This window comes from Streptosporangium sp. NPDC006013 (assembly GCF_040614275.1).
Classification (GTDB): domain Bacteria; phylum Actinomycetota; class Actinomycetes; order Streptosporangiales; family Streptosporangiaceae; genus Streptosporangium.
Window position 1 is genome coordinate 1 of sequence record NZ_JBEXUE010000938.1, and the last position, 1,389, is coordinate 1,389.

General features: G+C 65.0%; 1 protein-coding gene. It reads left to right on the forward strand.

Annotation, left to right across the window (positions count from 1 at the left end):
* Positions 1–48: 48 nt before the first annotated feature.
* Complete coding sequence (locus tag ABZ260_RS51070) at positions 49–1,347, forward strand: IS256 family transposase (RefSeq protein ID WP_355633221.1); 1,299 nt, start codon at positions 49–51, stop codon at positions 1,345–1,347.
* Positions 1,348–1,389 lie beyond the last annotated feature (42 nt).

Sequence of the window (1,389 nt, forward strand, 5' to 3'; positions counted from 1 at the left end):
GGGACTGTACGGTTTTCGGTGTAACTCCTGATCAAGGAGATACACCTGATGAGTACTGTGATTCAGGCATCCGCAGATACGGACCTGGAGGAAGCCGCGGTGACGCGGAAAGACGAGGCGTCGGATCGCGAGCTGGTCGGCCGGCTGGTCGACCAGGCCCGTGCCGAGGGCTTGGAACTGGTGGGCGAGAACGGGCTGCTGGGCCGGCTGACCAAGCTGGTGCTGGAATCGGCGCTGGAAGGCGAGATCACCGACCACCTCGGCTACGACAAGCACGAGCGGACCGCCGGCCAGACGGGCAACTCCCGCAATGGCACGCGGTCTAAGACGGTCATCACCGACGTGGGTCCGGTCGAGATCACCGTTCCGCGTGACCGCGACGGCAGTTTCGAGCCGAAGATCGTGCGCAAACGGCAGCGGCGGCTGTCCGGCGTCGATGAGATGGTCATCTCGCTGGCCGCCAAGGGGCTGACCACCGGGGAGATCTCCGCGCACCTGGCCGAGGTCTACGGCGCCGAGGTCTCCAAGCAGACCATCTCCACCATCACCGACAAGGTGCTGGAGGGCATGGCCGAATGGCAGAATCGGCCACTCGACCCGGTCTACCCGGTGATCTTCATCGATGCCGTCCACGTCAAGATTCGCGATGGTCAGGTCGCCAACCGGCCCATATACGTGGCGTTGGCGGTCACCGTCGACGGCGAGCGCGACATCCTCGGCTTGTGGGCCGGTGACGGCGGCGAGGGCGCCAAGTTCTGGCTGCACGTGCTCACCGAGATCAAGAACCGTGGTGTGGCCGATGCGCTGATGGTGGTCTGTGACGGGCTCAAGGGCCTGCCGCAGGCGGTCGAGACCGTCTGGCCGCAGGCCGTGGTGCAGACCTGCGTGGTGCATCTGCTGCGCGCCTCGTTCCGGTATGCCGGCCGCCAGCACTGGGACGCGATCGCCAAGGCGCTGCGGCCGGTCTACACCGCGCCGACCGAGGCCGCCGCTTTGGAGCGGTTCCATGAGTTCGCCGAGGTCTGGGGCGGCAGGTATCCGGCGATCGTCAAGTTGTGGGAGAGCGCCTGGGCCGAGTTCGTGCCTTTCCTCAACTTCGACGCCGAGATCCGCCGGGTGATCTGCTCGACGAACGCGATCGAGTCGGTGAACGCCCGGATTCGTCGGGCGGTCAAGGCGCGTGGGCACTTCCCGAACGAGCAGGCCGCGCTCAAGTGCGTCTATATGGCGATCATGAGTCTGGATCCAACGGGGCAGGGCCGCAAACGCTGGGTCACGCGGTGGAAGGCCGCGTTGAACGCCTTCGCGATCACCTTCGAAGGTCGTCTGTCCCCGAGTTCTCGATAGAGAAATTTCAAAACCGAGTTACACCGTTAACTGGACACACCC

What these genes read in the sequence shown, in the direction of transcription:
- ABZ260_RS51070 (WP_355633221.1), top strand. Translation starts at nt 49, where the DNA reads ATGAGTACTGTGATTCAGGCATCCGCAGATACGGACCTGGAGGAAGCC.